Source organism: bacterium (assembly GCA_040757115.1).
Lineage (GTDB): Bacteria > UBA9089 > CG2-30-40-21 > CG2-30-40-21 > SBAY01 > JBFLXS01.
In genome coordinates this window covers 1-13,674 of sequence record JBFLYA010000102.1, presented here as the reverse complement: position 1 = coordinate 13,674, position 13,674 = coordinate 1, and the positions used below count along the sequence as shown (strand labels likewise).

Below are 13,674 nucleotides of genomic sequence, written 5' to 3'. Positions count from 1 at the left end.
ACTATACACTATACACTATAAACTATACACTATAAACCCTAAACTATAAACGAGTTTTGCATTTTGCTCTTTGTAGGAAATTGATAAAAATAGAGGTGTTAAATACCCGCTTAAAAACTACAGTTTCTTAGTTTTGCAGAACTCTAATTCAGACTATGTAATATTACGAGGAGGGTTGTGATGAACAAAATTTACTTGATTGATGTGACTAACCGCGATGGGGTGCAAACAGCTAAATTAGGATTGGCTAAATTAGAAAAAACAATGCTAAATCTCTATCTTAATGAGATGGGAATCTACCAGAGTGAATTTGGATTTCCAGCCACTCCCCATGAAATTCACTATCTTAATGCTAATCTTGAATTAGCCGAAATAGGTGTGCTTAAACCCATTATTCTATCTGGATGGTGTCGAGCGATTGTTGAAGATATAGATGCCTGTGTAGAGAATACAAAAGTTAAACATCTGAATATCTCTATATCTACCTCAGAGCAAATGACGAAAGGGAAATTTGGGGATAGAATCGTCAGGTCTCCCAAAGAAAGTTCGACTAAACCAAATATTATCCAGATGATGACGGATGCTTTAGATAGAGCGAAAGAAAAAGGGATTCTGACCGTGGGAGTCAATGCTGAAGATGCCTCGAGAACAGATGATGAATTTCTGATAGAATTTGCTCAGGCGGCAAAACAGCATGGTGCCAACCGCATAAGATATTGTGATACATTAGGTTATGATGATCCATTTACCATTTATGAACGAATGAAATTATTAGCTAAAGAGGTAGGGCTGCCTCTTGAACAGCACTGCCATAATGATCTCGGGATGGCAACGGCTTGCTCAGTTGCTGGCGCAAAGGGGGCTATTGATGGCGGCGTAGATGCCTATATTAATGTCTGTGTGAATGGTATGGGTGAACGAGCAGGAAATGCTGACTTAGTTTCAGTTATCTTAGCCTTACAAAAATCACGCGGATTTGAGAATAAATATGTTTTAGATGAGCGGGTGAAATTATCCTGTGCCTGGAAAATCGCTAAATATGCCTCCATAGCCTTTGGTGTTCCTATCCCAATAAATCAAGTCGCCGTTGGCGCCAATGCCTTTGCCCATGAATCCGGTATCCACGCTGACGGAGCATTAAAAGATGCCCGAAATTACGAATTGTATGATTTCGAAGAATTAGGCCTTGGCGAACCAGAAGTGATAGAAACTGGTAGAAAAATTGTTGCCGGTGAATACTCAGGAATTAAAGGCTTTAGAAATGTTGCAGAAAAATTAGAGATAGCATTTAAAGACCAGGTAGAGGCAAATAGAATATTAGACTTAGTCAGATACGCCAATGTCCATACCCAGAAACCTTTGGTTGACTCTGAATTGAAATTTATTGCCAAATACCCTGAAATAGCCCGAAAGATTATGACCGTAACGCCATAAATGGCGGCAATAAAATTAGTATTATCCAGGAACTAATATAGAGTATTAGAGTGATGGAATAATGGATGGGTGAAGAAATAAATTCCAATACTCCATTTACCTTCGTTACCCATTATCAATATATTTAAAGACGAGGTTTTCTTATGCCAAAAGTAACTCTTGACCAAACTCAACGCCAACAAATGAAATTTTCCCCACTCCAGGAATTGAAAATCAAGATATTACAACTCTCTAACCTGGAATTAGTAGATAAGATAAATGAAGAGTTACTTCAAAATCCGGTTTTAGAAGAGGATAATATTGCCACCCTTGAGCTTCCAATTGTTGACTTTCCAGAGATAAAAAAAAATGATAAACAAGAGGAGATAAATTGGGAGGATTTCTTCGAATCTTCAAAAAAGTCTTTTACCTATGATTCTTCTCCACCTATCGAGTCTAACCCAATTTATGAAAATATTCCTACACATCAACTTTCTCTTAGAGAATATTTACTCCAGCAACTTCGGATGGTGCCTTCATTAACTAATGATGAATATAAAATAGGCGAATTAATTATTGACAACATCAATAAAGATGGCTATCTTGATAGTGCGGTTGAGGAGATAGCCAAAGAGGCAAAGGTCAGTCTGGGGGAAGTTAAAGATGTCTTGAATAAGATTCAAGAATTTGAACCCACCGGGGTGGGATCTAAGGATTTGGAAGAATGCCTGCTAATTCAGGCTAAAGAATTAGGAATGGAGGAAACATTAGGACCTTTAATTCAAAATTACCTCCAGGCAATTCAAGATAAAAATTATGACCTGATTGCCTCTAAAATGAATATTACAGTAGAACGGGTAAAAGAATTAGTTGAACTACTTGTTAAATTGTTGGAGCCAAAACCGGCTCGATTATATGAAAAATTCTACCCGCCATACATTATCCCGGAGATTATTATCTCAAATACAGAGGAAGAAGGACTTAAATTAGAACTCAATGATGAATGGATACCTTCGCTAAGAATTAGTTCTTACTATCAAAGATTGTTAAAAGATAAAAATCTCTCTGCAGAAGAAAATGAATATATCCGAAAGAAATTGAAATCAGCCTTATTTTTCTTAGATTGTATGGAGAAGAGAAAAAAGACATTAACCCATGTGGCAAAGGTAATATTTGAGCTACAACAGCAATTTTTACAGGATGGCAAACCAGAAAAGATTGTCCCAATGAGATTAGAAGATATTGCGAATGGACTTAATCTTCATTTAAGCACAGTCAGTCGGACAATCGCAAACAAATTTGTTAAAACACCTTATGGAGTCCATCCATTGAAATTCTTCTTTAAAACAGGTCTAACGACCAAAGAAGGAGAAACTGTTTCTACTCTATCTATTAAAGAAAAGATAAAACAGATAATTGCACTGGAAAATAAACAAAATCCGTTAAGCGATAGTAAAATCACCACTTTACTTCAACAACAGGGTATAAATATTGCCTCGAGAACAGTGGCAAAGTATCGTGAGGAATTACAAATCCCATCATCATTTTCAAGGAAAAATCTTAAATCCTCTTGACATTTTCACTTTAGATGTGTTAAAATAATAATATAGATATTGTAGGGGAAGGCAAACTGTTATAAATGGGTATAGCAAGAAGAGTAGCCAAAAATACAGGTGTTTTGTTTTTAGGGAATGTCCTATGTAGAGTTTTCTCGGTGTTAATATTTGCCTATCTGGCCAGGGTAATTGGTGATGTAGGATTAGGTAAGTATGCATTTGCAGTCTCATTCGTGACGATATTCTTTATGACAACTGATATGGGAATAGGCACTTTAGCCGTGCGTGAAGTAGCAGAAGATGAATCCAGAGCAGGAAAGTATCTTGGGAATATTGGCTTGATGAGGGTAGGATTATCTATAATTGGATTTATCATCATCTGTCTGGCAATAGGTATATTGAATTGTCCCGCGGAGACAAAATTAATCATCTACATCCTGGGGGGGTCATATTTTTTTTTAGCCCTATCTGATGGATTCAAATGGTGCTTTCAGGCATTTCAGAAATTTGAGTATAGTGCCTTGTTAAATATTATTCAGAATATTTCACTTTTAATCTTTGGTTTCCCAATTCTTCTCTTAGATTATGGTCTGGTTGGCTTCGTCATAATTCATTTCTTTGTCAGTATTTTATATCTTTTCTTTACTCTTCTATTTGTTATAAAGAGATTTGCCAGGCCTAAATTTGAAATAGATATTCCCTTCTGGAAGGAGTTGGGAAGAAAAAGTATACCTTTTATGACCCTAATTGTGATTGCGATACTGTTTGTTAATCTGGATAACATAATGCTGTCGAGAATAGCTGGAGATGCAGTAACCGGGTGGTATTCAGCTTCGGCTAAATTAGCTCATTTTCTTAAAACCCTCCCGGTTTATTTTGCCACAGCGTTATTTCCGGTATTAGTTAATCTTCATAAATCAGAAAGCAAAGGGTTTATTTATATCTTCAACAAGAGCAGTCAATATATGCTGATGATAGGAATTCCACTCGCGGTGGGAACAACTATTTTAACAGATAAAATAATCCTGTTGATATATGGAGGGAAATTTGTTAATTCAATTCCTGTTCTAAAAATACTTATATGGACAATACCACTTGTATTTATCCAGAGTATTTGTATTCAGGCCCTTGTTTCGATTAATCGGGAAAGGAACATTACTTATATTACCGGAACAGGATTAGTGGTCACCGTCGTGCTTTACTTCATTCTAATTCCAAAGTTAAAGCATATTGGTGTTAGTCTGAGTGTATTTTCGGGAGATCTTCTTATTACCTTATGGGGATTTATATACCTAAGTAAAGTGAAAGAAGGGATTACTTTATTCTCAACGCAGACATTTAAAATAATCTTTGCCTCTATTATTATGGGTATGTTTCTTTATCTGGGAAGAAATTTTAACCTGTTTTTATGTATAGGAGCAGGAGTAGCCATCTACATTCTTTTACTTCTTCTTTTTAAAGGGGTATCAAAAGAGGATTGGGAAATGATAAAAAGGATTAGAACGGCAAGTTAGTGAAGTTTTTTTCGTAACATTAAAAAGGAATTTGAGAAGATAATGACACAAGTTTATGCCCTAAAAAATTAAAGGAGGGCAAAGTGCCGTGGGAAATCGAAATCGCCGGTCACAATACTAATTGGGTAAGATGAAGGATGAAATTAAGTATTGTGTCCCAAGAACCCTGCCGGGAGACAATTTAATGGAAGAAAAACAGGTAAAGATTCAAACACTTACTAATTATTTTGAAAAAGTGCCGTCAGTAATTTTAGCCTTTTTATTTGGTTCAAGAAGTAAAAACTTAGAAAGAAAAATCTCTGATTGGGATATTGCTGTCTATTTTAAACCCAAAGAATATTTAGAAATAGAAACACAAAGAGATTATCCCAAAGAACATCAAATCTGGGCAGATGTGGAAAAGATTTTGCAAGCAGAAGTAGATTTTGCTGTCTTAAATAGAGTTGCTCCAACACTAATTTATAGCGTGTTGACATCAGGTATCCCTTTGATAATTAAAGATAGAGAACTTTATTTAGACCTACTTTGTAAAACCAGTTATGAAGCAATAGATTTTTGGCAATTTGTTGACGAATTCTGGCAAATTAGCCAAAAATCTAAATCACTTCTCCCTGAAGAAAAAGCAAGAGTTATTCAATATCTAAAATTTTGGTGGTGTCTTAATCTAGCATAAAGGTTGAAATAGTGTAAGAAAAGGAGATATGGGGATAAGGAGATAAATTCATTCTAAAATTTTGCAAATTACAATGAATAATCTCCATATCTCCCTTTATCTCCTTATCCCCTTTCTTACACTTTTGATATATAGCCTGAGCGGTTACTCAGTATGAATATCTTGAAATATTGCCAAGACTCAATAAAAGAGTAATTGTTCATTTTCACGATATATTCTTGCCTGCAGAATATCCTAAAAAATGGGTTTTAGGTGATTGTAAATTTTGGACCGAACAATATTTACTTCAAGCATTTTTAAGTTTTAATACCACCTTTGAGGTTCTCTGGTCTGGAAGTTATATGCACTTAAAACATCCAGAGAAACTGGAACTGGCTTTCAACTCATACAAAAGGTATGAAAGATGGCCAGGAAGTTTTTGGATAAGAAAGAATGAATCCGCCACTTATGGATTTAGTCAGTTTAAAAGAGGAACTAAATAATCTCAAGAAACAAGGACTTTATAGGGAGTTAAAAGTCCTTGATTCCCTTAACGGACCTACCATTGTCATTGGCAAAAAAGAATACATCCTTTTAGCCTCAAATGATTATCTTGGTTTAAGTCAGCACCCAAAAGTTAAAGAGAAGGCTAAAGAGGCTATTGAAAGATTTGGTTGTAGCAGTGGTGCCTCAAGGTTAGTTTCGGGAACTACTTTCCTGCATTGTGAATTAGAAAGACAATTGGCTGATTTTAAAAAAACCAGGTCTGCACTTGTCTTTTCTTCTGGTTATGCGGCTAATCTTGGAGTAATATCAAGCCTGACTAAAAAAGGTGATGTCGTCATCATTGATAAATTAAATCATGCCAGTATCATTGATGGTTGTCGATTAAGCGAGGCAATTTTGAGAATCTATCCCCACAAAGATATGAATTCCCTTGAAAAGATTTTAAAAAAAACTCAATCTGCAAGACTTCGACTGATTATTACTGACGGCGTATTCAGTATGGATGGGGATATTGCTCCTTTGCCAGAAATAGTCGGTTTAGCCAAAAAATACAAGGCATTAGTTATGGTCGATGATGCCCATGGCACCGGGGTAATGGGAAAAGAAGGTCGAGGGACAATTGAATATTTTGGGTTAGAAGGAAAAATTGATATTTCAATGGGAACCTTAAGTAAGGCATTGGGAAGTCTTGGTGGATTTATTGCCGGTTCTACGGCTTTAATTGAATACCTGAAAAACAAGGCACGAAGTTTTATCTATTCAACAGCACTTCCACCAGCTCAAGTGGCTTCAGCCCTGGCGGCATTAGAAATAATTCAAACAGAACCTCATCACAGACAGAAATTATGGGAGAATATCCAATATTTAAAACAAGGATTACAAAACTTAAGGCTTGATACAATGGAGAGTGAATCCCCAATTATCCCTGTATTTATAGGAGATAGCAATAAAACGATGGATGTAGCAAATTTTCTTTATGAATATGGCATTTTTGCCCCAGGGATAAGACCACCAACCGTGCCAAAAGGAAAATCCCGTATAAGACTGAGTGTGATGGCAACCCATACAAAATCTCAGCTCGATAAGGTGCTATGGGCATTTCTGCGTAAATTGTAACCGTTCAGGTAGTCCTTTACCGCAGAGACGCAAGAGTTCGCAGAGAAGACATAGAAATAAAGTAACTATTCAGCCACTGATTAACACGGATTAGCACGGATAAAAAAATAAAATCAGTGTTTCATCTGTGTCCATCTGTGGCTGAATAGTTACCAATAGATTTTAATTTTTTTCTCTGCGTCTCTGTGTCTCTGCGGTGAACAGTTACCGTAAATTCGCATAATCTACGGATAAATTCAAATTTTTGTTGACATACTACTCCAGAATATGATAAAATTCTTTCTACCTATTTAACCATCCGAAGTGAAACAAAAGAGCAAGGTAGAAAATAAGCTTCCTTGCTCCGTGAACCTACTGTCTTACTTCACCGGGATAAATAGTTACAATTCTTGTAACTATTCACCACGAAGGGTACGGAGAGCACGAAGTGAAATTTGATGAATTATCGAATAGAGTCATTGGATGCGCTATAGCGGTGCATCGAACTCTTGGGCCAGGTTTGCTTGACACCGTGAAGAGTGATAATTCACAATTGACAATTCACCATTCACCATTATTAAGGAAATTTAGGGAAGAAATTGTGAATGGTGAATTGTGAATGGTGAATAGTTACCAATTCTTTTATAAAATAGGGCTTTACGAAATTAAAAGTAAGTAATCGGTTAGATGAACTGGTAACTAATTACCAAATCAAAGGAGGAAATTAGAAATGCAAATATTAATCTTTTTATTTATCTTTTTTATCCAGAGTGTAGTTTGGGCTAAAACAATCAATCCACCCATAGATATAAAGGTTACTCAAGAGGCAGGGAAACATTCATTTAATATCACCTGGAAACCACCAGCCGGTGAGGAAATAGTGGCTTATTTCTATAAACTCGACCAGCAACCTAATACTAACTGGACAATCAATCCCTACATTAAGAATTTAAGGGTAAGTGGAAGTGGGGGACACAGGCTTTATTTGGCGGCGAGTGACCGTGAAGGAAATGTTTCACCATATCAGGTGGTAGAATTTTCTTACGATGCCAGAGCCCCAAAAGGTGGCGAGATTTCAATGACCTTACCTACCTCATATCAAACCGGTGGCTCCCCGGGAATTATTGCGGCTGGAGATGTTAATGGCGATGGATTAAATGATGTTGTATCGGCTAACTATTATGATAACAACATCAGTGTTTTTATTCAACTAGCCGATGGAAAATTAGCCACACAAACCACCTATCCCGTTAATCAAGGTCCTTTTGGGGTAGGCATAGGGGATATGAATGCTGATGGGTTAAATGATGTGGTGGTTGGTTGTGCGGCGGCTGATGTTATTCATATCTTTACTCAAAATAAAGGTGGCACACTCACTCAAGCAATGGTATTCCGCACTGAACGAGGCCCTTATGGATTAGCCGTAGGTGATGTTAATGGCGATGGAAGAAATGATATTGTTGTCCCTAATTCAGGGGCAACTTCTATTAGTATTTTTACCTGGTTACCAGAGGTTAAGGAAAGTTATGATTATCTACTTGGTTCTTTTAAAAAATGTGAGAGTCTAACAATGCAACGACAGGGAAATGAAATATTTAGCCATATTGTTTATGCCTCAGGTCCAATTTCATACTGGTTAGCCATCGGAGATATAAATGGGGATGGAAGAGAAGATATTGCGACGGTTAATTATGGAAACAACACCGTGAATGCATATTTCCAACAACCAGATAAGTCTCTTCTGCCAATGGGGGCACTTCAAACTGCGGGTGGAAATCCATCTACGGTTGCTATCGGAGACCTAACGGGTGATGGAATAAATGAAATTGCCGCCTCTGGAGGCCCTGTCTCCATTTTTGGACGAAAGGATGAGACTTCATTTGGACTAATTGGCACGGCGACAAGTAAAGACGGTCGGGCTGGCGGGGTAAAAATAGGTGATATTAATAATGACGGCCGAGCTGACTTAGTAACCACACACGGAGAAACCTTCACTATTTATCTTCAGGATAATAAAGGACATCTCCTTCCTCCCTTATATTTTCCTACCGGTAAAGCACCTGGAGGATTAGCCATTGCTGATGTAAATAACGATGGGTTAAATGATGTTATTACTGGAAATATCAGTGATAACAACATTAGTGTTTTACATCCGATATGGAATAAATAATGTTGTCTCACTATAGATGGCTAAATAGTTACGAGTTTTTTATGTAAAATAGTAAACCAGATACCGGTTATCACTGTAAAAAAGGTAGTTATTGACATTAAAATTAAAGGTGTATATTCTAAAACCACTGAAAAAGGGAAAAGGGTATTTTCTATTCCAAGAAAATCCCGCAGATATGTCTTTATAACCAGGATAAGTAAAATAATGATAATTGTCGTAATCTGAAAGGTGGTTTTTAATTTACCTTTTAACGAAGCGGCAATGACTACACCTTTTGACATCGCAATCATTCTCAGTCCTGTAACCACAAATTCTCGTGTAATAATCAAGATTACCATCCATGCGGGTATGTGTAACGCTGGCATCTCTACAAAATAAATAAACGCCGCAGAAACTAATATTTTATCGGCTAATGGGTCGGCAAACTTTCCAAAGGTAGTTTCTAATCCATACTTTCGAGCAATCTTACCGTCATAAATATCTGTTATAGCACAGATAAGAAATACCAATAGACTTAGATAATAAGAGTACACATTGTCATAGGCTAAAAATATGACAAAAAAAGGCACCAGAATAATTCTTAATAAGGTTAATTTATTGGCTAAATTCATTAAAGGTTATTATAATAAACTTTTTAAATATTGTCAAACTTTTTCTTACTAAAAAAAGGTTGACATTAGCAATATATTTTTATATAATATTTCATTACCAAATTTAAAATTTAACTAAATAATGGAGGTTTTTAAAATGGCAACAAAAAAACACATCTATTTTTTTGCTCAGGGTAAAGCAGAAGGGACTAAAGACATGAAAGATTTATTAGGAGGAAAAGGGGCAGGATTGGCTGAAATGACCAACATTGGCATACCTGTGCCACCGGGATTTACCATTACGACAGAGGCTTGTATTTATTATGACCAACATAACGGTGCCTATCCAGAAGGGTTAGAAGGAGAGATTGAGGAGAATATGAAGAAGTTAGAAGAGGTAATGGGTAAGAAATTTGGTGACCCAGAAAATCCACTGCTTGTTTCGGTTCGCTCCGGGGCAAAAATATCTATGCCGGGGATGATGGACACCATCCTGAATTTAGGATTAAATACTCACTCCGTAGAAGGATTGGCGAAGAAGACACAAAATCCAAGGATGGCTTATGATTCTTATCGTAGATTTATCCAGATGTTTTCAAATGTCGTTTTAGGAGTAAAACATGAAAATTTTGAGTTTATCTTAAACGAGGTCAAAGAAGAAGAGGGAGTAAAACTTGATACTGAGCTGTCGGTTGAGGGGCTTCGGAATGTCCTTGCCCGATATTTAGCTATGCTTCGGGAAAAAGAACAAATTCATTTCCCTCAGGAGCCAAAGGAGCAACTTAAGATGGCCATTAATGCCGTGTTTGAATCCTGGGATACACCAAGAGCAGTAACTTATCGCAAGTTGCATAAAATACCTGATAATTTAGGCACAGCAGTTAATGTTCAAGCGATGGTGTTTGGGAATATGGGGGAGACATCAGGAACAGGTGTTGCCTTTACCCGAAATCCTTCTACTGGTGAGAAAAAGTTTTACGGCGAGTATTTAACTAATGCTCAGGGTGAAGATGTTGTCGCTGGAATTAGGACACCAAAACCGATTGCCGAATTAGAAAAAGATTTACCCCAGGCATACAAACAATTAGTTGATATATACCAGAAACTTGAGGGACATTATCGAAATATGCAGGATATTGAATTCACAATTGAGAATGAGAAATTATACATGCTTCAAACTCGAACCGGTAAAAGAACCGCTCAATCTGAAATCAAGATTGCTGTTGATATGACTAATGAAGGGTTAATTACCAGAGAAGAAGCAATAATGCGTGTTCAACCACAACAATTAGACCAATTACTTCATCGACATATTGACCCCAAAGCGAGCGTCGAGGTATTAGCTACAGGGTTACCGGCATCGCCAGGGGCGGCGTGTGGGATGGTAGTTCTTACCCCGGATGATGCCTGCGAATGGGTTGAGGCAGGTAAAAAGGTCATTTTAGTCCGAAATGAGACTTCACCAGATGACATTCACGGAATGGCGGTGGCTGAAGGGATATTAACCGCACGTGGTGGAATGACTTCACATGCCGCAGTTGTCGCTCGTGGTATGGGAAAATGTTGTGTTGCGGGCTGTGAAGCAATTAAAGTAGATGAACATGGAAAGAAATTTGAAGTAAAGGGGAAAATAATTAAAGAAGGTGATTTCATCACCCTGGATGGCTCTACAGGTCGGGTAATTTTAGGCAAGGCACCCACGATAGACCCAGAAATGAGTGATGAGGCAAAAACATTACTCCTCTGGGCAGATGAAATAAAGAGATTAGGTGTCAGAACTAATGCCGATGACCCAAAATCAGCCGGCATAGCCCGTGAATTTGGCGCCCAGGGAATTGGACTCTGTCGCACCGAGCATATGTTCTTTGCCGAGGATAGATTGCCTATTATGCAAGAAATGATTCTGGCAAATAATGAACAAGAAAGACGCAAGGCTCTGGATAAATTATTACCTATGCAAAGAGAAGATTTCACCGGTATTTTCAAGGCAATGAATGGTTTACCAGTGACTATTAGACTTTTAGACCCACCACTCCATGAATTCTTACCTAAATATGAAGAATTACTGGTAGAACTGGCTACTTTGAAGACAACTAAAGGAGACAAAAATAAAATAGCAGAGATTGAAACGTTGTTACACAAGGTAGAAACTTTGAGAGAGGTAAATCCAATGTTAGGACTTCGAGGCTGTCGCCTGGGAATTACCTATCCAGAGGTCTCTGAGATGCAGGCACGGGCAATATTTGAAGCGGCTTGCGAATTGACTAAAGAAGGATATAAAGTCTTACCTGAAGTAATGATTCCATTAGTTGGAACGGTAAAAGAACTAAAACTGCAACGCCAGATTACAGATAAGGTGGCTAAAGAGACATTTGAAAAATATGGAGTAGCAGTAGATTACTTAGTTGGAACGATGATAGAATTACCCAGAGCGGCGATTACGGCAGATAAAATCGCTGAGGAGGCAGAGTTTTTCTCATTTGGCACAAATGACTTAACGCAAACCACATTTGGCTTTTCCAGAGATGATGCCGAAGGGAAATTCTTAGATAGATACCTTGAGAAAGGTGTCTTACCCCAAAATCCATTTGAGGTTTTAGACCGTGATGGAGTAGGCGAATTAGTGAAAATTGGGATAGAAAAAGGACGCAAAACAAAACCAGGACTTAAAGTTGGTATCTGTGGCGAGCATGGTGGAGAACCCAGTTCCGTAGAATTCTGCCATTTAGTCAATATGACCTATGTCTCCTGTTCACCATATCGAGTGCCTATTGCCCGCTTAGCCGCGGCCCAGGCAAAGATAAAAAATGGATAAAGAGCGAATTAGAAAGTTAGAGATTAACTCGTAGGGTTAAACCAGCGTTGACACTTTTAGGATATTAATTTGGAGGTCTATGATGTCCATAGAAACCATCTCTACCCGTAAGCAGGTAATGGACTATCTGGAAGGATATGTTCAAGAAAAGAAGGAAGAGATAGATAAGAGGCAGATAATCTCTGGTCTGGTTAAGAGCTATCTCCTTGAGACGGTTCCAAATACAACACAAGAGCCAGAAATGGAAGGAATCTTCAAGAATCTTGGGGTTCGGTTAGAACCTATTGATGAGACTCTTTACAAGGTATGGGATGGAGCAAAGAATCAATACATAGGGTTTCTGGAAAAACTTATTCCTCGTCATCCAGTCTATTATACTATGGAAGATATCAAAGAATGTGACCCGTGGATTAAAAGATTAGTAGATTCCACACCTGTTTTGGATAGGCTCTGGATTAGCGGTTGGACATTTGGTCAGTTGTGGCAAAAGGTATTAGAACTTAACTCTGGTAAAAGATATGGGCGATTGGTCTTTGAATCTGAGAATTTCTTTGAGATTGATGATGAAGAGGGAGAGGAAGAGGAGATTATAAATGCTACATCAGAGGAATTTGAAGAAAAGAGTCAATTAACTAAGGAGCGAAGAAGTTCTCGATTTGCTATGGTAGATAGACTGGAAGAGATGAAGATTTGCTTACCTGAGCTTCAAAAGATATATTCGCCTCTTTTTTCTATTTCTCAATTACGCTTTCCTTCAACTTCACGAGGGGGGCACGATTTCTATTATAATGGTAAGGTAACTAATCGCAGTGACAGCTTTGTGGACCACCGAGCACATCTGGTTTATGTCCTAAAAATATATAAAAGTGCTACTGAAGATGCTGAAGAGACAGTCTGGTATTCAATGGAGAAAACAACCTTACAGACTCAAGGACGATTTACTATCTTGCATGGAGCACCTGTGGTTATGAAATTTAGTTCCCAACTTTCGCCACATATCTTTGAAAAATGGATTACTGCTACCTTTAATCGTAAAAATAACAAGTTTCGACTCTGGGGAAATCCCATTAGGATTAGCTCGGAAAAAGTGCACATCTATGGAGCAGATAGGCATTTGTGGCAGCCCATTTTTTTAGAGATAACCAGTCGTTATGTAATTGCTATTCTGCCCAAAGGCACATCCCAACTTCGCCGCTTAAAAAAATAAGTCTTGTATTATCAACAACTTACAGAGTAGAGAGGTTGAGTTTTGGCACTACAGTATGAATCCCCACAAAATGATTTGACTGTTTTCCCTGGTTGATAAGGTAACTCCAGAGCATTATAAATCTCTTGATGAGATAATTCAGCCTTTGAGGATTT

At 37.7% G+C, this 13,674-nt stretch carries 10 protein-coding genes; 9 read left to right on the top strand and 1 reads right to left on the bottom strand.

Translation table 11 applies throughout. The features are described from left to right. Positions 1 to 180 precede the first annotated feature (180 nt). From AB1422_10385 to AB1422_10355, 7 genes are all read left to right on the top strand, one after another. Positions 181 to 1,434, top strand: coding sequence for a homocitrate synthase (locus tag AB1422_10385; protein MEW6619723.1), 1,254 nt, complete (start codon positions 181 to 183; stop codon positions 1,432 to 1,434). A gap of 143 nt (positions 1,435 to 1,577) precedes the next feature. Further along, a complete protein-coding gene (gene rpoN, locus AB1422_10380) occupies positions 1,578 to 2,987 on the top strand; it encodes an RNA polymerase factor sigma-54 (protein MEW6619722.1) in 1,410 nt (469 codons plus the stop codon). A gap of 65 nt (positions 2,988 to 3,052) precedes the next feature. After that, positions 3,053 to 4,483 carry a flippase gene (locus AB1422_10375; protein MEW6619721.1) on the top strand — a complete coding sequence of 477 codons (1,431 nt, stop codon included), beginning with the start codon at positions 3,053 to 3,055 and terminating at the stop codon, positions 4,481 to 4,483. Between the two features lie 184 nt (positions 4,484 to 4,667). Then, complete coding sequence (locus AB1422_10370) at positions 4,668 to 5,156, top strand: nucleotidyltransferase domain-containing protein (protein ID MEW6619720.1); 489 nt, start codon at positions 4,668 to 4,670, stop codon at positions 5,154 to 5,156. 170 nt (positions 5,157 to 5,326) lie between these two features. After that, entirely contained in the window at positions 5,327 to 5,638 is a 312-nt protein-coding gene (locus AB1422_10365; protein ID MEW6619719.1) for a hypothetical protein, read from the top strand. Beyond that, positions 5,589 to 6,758, top strand: coding sequence for an 8-amino-7-oxononanoate synthase (gene bioF / locus AB1422_10360; protein ID MEW6619718.1), 1,170 nt, complete (start codon positions 5,589 to 5,591; stop codon positions 6,756 to 6,758). The genes AB1422_10365 and bioF overlap by 50 nt, the downstream gene beginning before the upstream one ends. 709 nt (positions 6,759 to 7,467) lie before the next feature. Continuing rightward, entirely contained in the window at positions 7,468 to 8,907 is a 1,440-nt protein-coding gene (locus tag AB1422_10355; protein MEW6619717.1) for a VCBS repeat-containing protein, read from the top strand. Positions 8,908 to 8,927: 20 nt separating this feature from the next. On the opposite strand, the gene pgsA is transcribed toward AB1422_10355, so the two are convergent. Beyond that, positions 8,928 to 9,518, bottom strand: a complete 591-nt coding sequence (gene pgsA / locus AB1422_10350) for a CDP-diacylglycerol--glycerol-3-phosphate 3-phosphatidyltransferase (GenBank protein ID MEW6619716.1) — start codon at positions 9,516 to 9,518, stop codon at positions 8,928 to 8,930. A 136-nt stretch (positions 9,519 to 9,654) separates the two neighbouring features. Between pgsA and ppdK the strand changes: the two genes are divergently transcribed. Continuing rightward, positions 9,655 to 12,312 carry a pyruvate, phosphate dikinase gene (ppdK, locus tag AB1422_10345; GenBank protein MEW6619715.1) on the top strand — a complete coding sequence of 886 codons (2,658 nt, stop codon included), beginning with the start codon at positions 9,655 to 9,657 and terminating at the stop codon, positions 12,310 to 12,312. Positions 12,313 to 12,391: 79 nt separating this feature from the next. Then, a complete protein-coding gene (locus AB1422_10340) occupies positions 12,392 to 13,519 on the top strand; it encodes a hypothetical protein (protein ID MEW6619714.1) in 1,128 nt (375 codons plus the stop codon). Positions 13,520 to 13,674: the final 155 nt, after the last annotated feature.

What these genes read in the sequence shown, in the direction of transcription:
- AB1422_10375 (MEW6619721.1), top strand. Translation starts at nt 3,053, where the DNA reads ATGGGTATAGCAAGAAGAGTAGCCAAAAATACAGGTGTTTTGTTTTTA.
- AB1422_10385 (MEW6619723.1), top strand. Translation starts at nt 181, where the DNA reads ATGAACAAAATTTACTTGATTGATGTGACTAACCGCGATGGGGTGCAA.
- pgsA (MEW6619716.1), bottom strand. Translation starts at nt 9,518, where the DNA reads ATGAATTTAGCCAATAAATTAACCTTATTAAGAATTATTCTGGTGCCT.
- AB1422_10340 (MEW6619714.1), top strand. Translation starts at nt 12,392, where the DNA reads ATGATGTCCATAGAAACCATCTCTACCCGTAAGCAGGTAATGGACTAT.
- AB1422_10355 (MEW6619717.1), top strand. Translation starts at nt 7,468, where the DNA reads ATGCAAATATTAATCTTTTTATTTATCTTTTTTATCCAGAGTGTAGTT.
- AB1422_10370 (MEW6619720.1), top strand. Translation starts at nt 4,668, where the DNA reads ATGGAAGAAAAACAGGTAAAGATTCAAACACTTACTAATTATTTTGAA.
- ppdK (MEW6619715.1), top strand. Translation starts at nt 9,655, where the DNA reads ATGGCAACAAAAAAACACATCTATTTTTTTGCTCAGGGTAAAGCAGAA.
- rpoN (MEW6619722.1), top strand. Translation starts at nt 1,578, where the DNA reads ATGCCAAAAGTAACTCTTGACCAAACTCAACGCCAACAAATGAAATTT.
- bioF (MEW6619718.1), top strand. Translation starts at nt 5,589, where the DNA reads ATGAATCCGCCACTTATGGATTTAGTCAGTTTAAAAGAGGAACTAAAT.